This is a genomic window from Pseudomonas sp. PS02290, from assembly GCF_029960075.1.
Taxonomy (GTDB): Bacteria; Pseudomonadota; Gammaproteobacteria; order Pseudomonadales; family Pseudomonadaceae; genus Aquipseudomonas.
In genome coordinates, this window is the sequence record NZ_JASCOY010000193.1 from 1 (window position 1) to 3,517 (window position 3,517).

General features: G+C 62.3%; 2 protein-coding genes. Both read left to right on the forward strand.

What is annotated here, in order from left to right; translation table 11 throughout:
• The first annotated feature begins 503 nt into the window (after positions 1 to 503).
• Entirely contained in the window at positions 504 to 1,946 is a 1,443-nt protein-coding gene (mdtD, locus tag QMX88_RS29040; protein ID WP_282373690.1) for a multidrug transporter subunit MdtD, read from the forward strand.
• Between the two features lie 86 nt (positions 1,947 to 2,032).
• Entirely contained in the window at positions 2,033 to 3,412 is a 1,380-nt protein-coding gene (gene dbpA, locus QMX88_RS29045; RefSeq protein WP_282373691.1) for an ATP-dependent RNA helicase DbpA, read from the forward strand.
• Positions 3,413 to 3,517 lie beyond the last annotated feature (105 nt).

Consider the following 3,517-nt stretch of genomic DNA (forward strand, 5'->3'; position numbering starts at 1 on the left):
CTTGTCGTTGGTTATCGAGGTGAGCAAATCCTGATCTGGCTCGTAAATAACGAGTTCAACTTTGGCGACATCCACGCCCACGATTGACTTCGAAACGTGCATTGCCATGGACACTTCTCCACGTTAAGGTTTTACGGCTTGGAGGGGTTTCACCCAGAGGCGCAGGCTTGTTTCTATCGTCGCTTGAACGAAGCATTCTTTATCGGCGCTTTTGGTGGAAGGGGTGGGGCGAGGTCTCCCACGGTCTGTACTGTTGCAGCAGTCAGATGCGAACTGTTCGTCCCACCACCCCTTCAAGTCTAACCATACAAGCGAGCTTGCTCGCGAATGCTGGCAATCAGGCTGCAGAGATGGGGCGGTTGTCAGGGCGTCTTCGTAAGCAAGCTCACTCCCACAAGGACCGTGCTTCAGCAGTGAGAGCTTCTACCGGGGCCGTGCTCCCAGCAGTTACATCCGATAATTAATTGGCCCGTTTCCCGCAACCATAAGGACCCTCGATCCACATGCCGACCTCAACACCGCAGCTGGACGCCCGCACCCTGCGCTGGATGCCATGGGTCATCGCCATCGCTTTTTTCATGCAAAGCCTGGACGGCACGATCCTCAACACCGCGCTGCCGTCCATGGCCCGCTCGCTGTCCGAAGACCCGTTGCGCATGCAGTCGGTGATCATCGCCTACATGCTGACCATCGCCCTGCTGATCCCCGCGTCGGGCTGGATTTCAGACCGCTTCGGCATCAAGCGCATCTTCTTCAGCGCCATCCTGCTGTTCAGCTTCGGCTCGCTGCTGTGTGCGGTATCCAACTCCGTCGGCATGCTGGTGGGCGCGCGGGTGATTCAGGGCCTCGGCGGTGCGTTGATGATGCCGGTAGGACGGCTCATTGTGCTGCGCGCCTACCCCCGAACCGAGCTGGTGCGCACGTTGAGCTTCATCACCATGCCCGCCCTGCTCGGCCCGCTGATGGGCCCGACGGTCGGCGGCTGGCTGGTGGAGTACCTGAGCTGGCACTGGATCTTCCTGATCAACCTTCCGGTGGGGATTCTCGGGTGTTTTGCCGTGCGCAAATTCATCCCCGATCTTGAGGGCGGCGGACGCACGCGTTTTGATCTGGTGGGATTCGGCCTGTTTGGCGCGTCGATGGTGCTGATTACCATCGCGCTGGAAGGCCTCGGCGAACTGAATCTGCCGCACTTGCGGGTGGTGATGCTGCTGTTCGGCGGCATGGCGTGTCTCGCCGCGTACTGGTTGCGCGCCAGTCATGTGGAAGCGCCGCTGTTCTCCGCTCAGCTGTTCAAGACCCGCAGTTTCGCGGTGGGCATCATGGGCAATCTGTTTGCCCGACTGGGCAGCGGCGCCCTGCCCTTCCTCCTGCCGCTGATGCTGCAAGTCGCTCTGGGTTATTCGCCGTCACATGCGGGCATGAGCATGATTCCCCTGGCGCTCGCGGCGATGTTCGCCAAGCCTCTGGCGACCAAAGCCATTGAACGGTTGGGTTATCGCATCGTGCTCACCGGTAACACCCTGCTGCTGGGTGTTCTGCTGGCAAGCATGGCGCTGGTCAGTGCCGACACGCCGTACTGGCTGCTGCTGATTCATCTGGCGTTTCTGGGCGGGGTCAACTCGCTGCAGTTCTCGGCGATGAACGCTGTGACGCTGATCGATCTCGATGACGCCAGTGCCGCCAGCGGCAACAGTTTGCTGTCGGTGGTCGCGCAGTTGTCCCTGAGTCTTGGCGTCGCCTGTGCGGCCGCCTTGCTGGGCGGATTCAGCGACGACGTGGCGACGGGTGAAGTCAGCGACGTGCTCGGCGCGTTTCAGCTGACCTTCCTGTGCGTCGGCGTGCTGGCGATGCTGGCGGCGTCGATCTTCCTGCAGCTATCGCCGCGCATGGCCCCCGAAGCACCGGCGCGCAAACCGCAACCGGAGCCCGAGATCGAGGCGTGACCCACTCACCATTTATCGCGCGCGGCCCCAAGGCAGGGGTCGCGACCTGATACACTGCGCGACATTTTGTTTTGCAGGCCCGTCCCGTGACTAACACCGCTTTTAACTCACTGCCCCTTTCCGCCGCCATGCTGGCTAACCTGGAGTCCCTTGGTTATGCCGAGATGACGCCGATTCAGGCGCAGAGCCTGCCGGTGATCGTCAAGGGGATGGACCTGATCGCCCAGGCCAAGACGGGCTCCGGCAAGACCGCTGCATTCGGCATCGGCCTGCTCAATCCGATCAATCCGCGCTACTTCGGCTGCCAGGCGTTGGTGCTCTGCCCCACCCGTGAGCTGGCCGATCAGGTGGCCAAGGAAATCCGCCGTCTGGCGCGTTCCGAAGACAACATCAAGGTCCTGACCCTCTGCGGCGGCGTGTCTTTCGGCCCGCAGATTGGCTCGCTGGAGCACGGCGCGCACGTCATCGTTGGCACACCGGGTCGCATTCAGCAGCATCTGCGCAAGGGTTCGCTGGTGCTGGACGGCCTGAACACGCTGGTGCTGGACGAAGCCGACCGCATGCTCGACATGGGTTTCTACGACGCCATCGCCGACATCATCGAGCAGACGCCCAAGCGTCGCCAGACCCTGCTGTTCTCGGCCACGTACCCGGTCGGCATCAAGCAGCTGTCCTCGAAATTCATGCGCGACCCGCAGACCGTCAAGGTCGAAGCGCTCCACGCCGACAGCCAGATCGAGCAGATCTTCTATGAAATCGCGCCAGAGCAACGCCTCGAAGCGGTGGTCCGCGTGCTCGATCATTTCCGTCCACAGTCCTGCGTGGCGTTCTGTTTCACCAAGCAGCAGGTTCAGGAAGTGGTCGATCACCTGACCGCCAAGGGCATGTCTGCCGTCGGCCTGCATGGCGATCTGGAACAGCGTGACCGCGACCAGGTGCTGGCGATGTTCGCCAACCGCAGCACCTCGGTGCTGGTGGCCACTGACGTCGCTGCGCGCGGTCTGGACATTGACGGGCTGGACATGGTGCTCAACGTCGAACTGGCGCGGGATTCGGAAATCCACATTCACCGCGTCGGCCGTACCGGTCGTGCGGGTGAGACCGGCATCGCCGTCAGCCTCGTCGCGCCCGGCGAAAGCCAGCGCGCCCGCGCCGTTGAAGAACTGCAGAAAGCGCCGCTCAACTGGCAGCAATACGACCAACTGGAGCGCAAGGAAGGCGGCAAGCTGCTGCCGCCGATGACCACGCTGTGCATCGGTTCCGGCCGCAAAGACAAACTGCGCCCTGGCGACATTCTAGGCGCGCTGACCGGCGAAGCCGGCATTCCCGGCACTCAGGTGGGCAAGATCGCGATCTTTGATTTCCAGGCCTACGTCGCCGTGGAACGCAGCATGGCCAAGCAGGCACTGGAGCGTTTGAACAACGGCAAGATCAAGGGCAAATCGTTGCGCGTGCGGATCTTGTAAACACCCGCAATACCGCATCGCCCCCTGATCGCGAGCAAGGTGGAGCGCCACCCCGGTCGCTCCTACAAGGCCGCGCAACCCCTGTGGGAGCGACCGGTGTGGCGC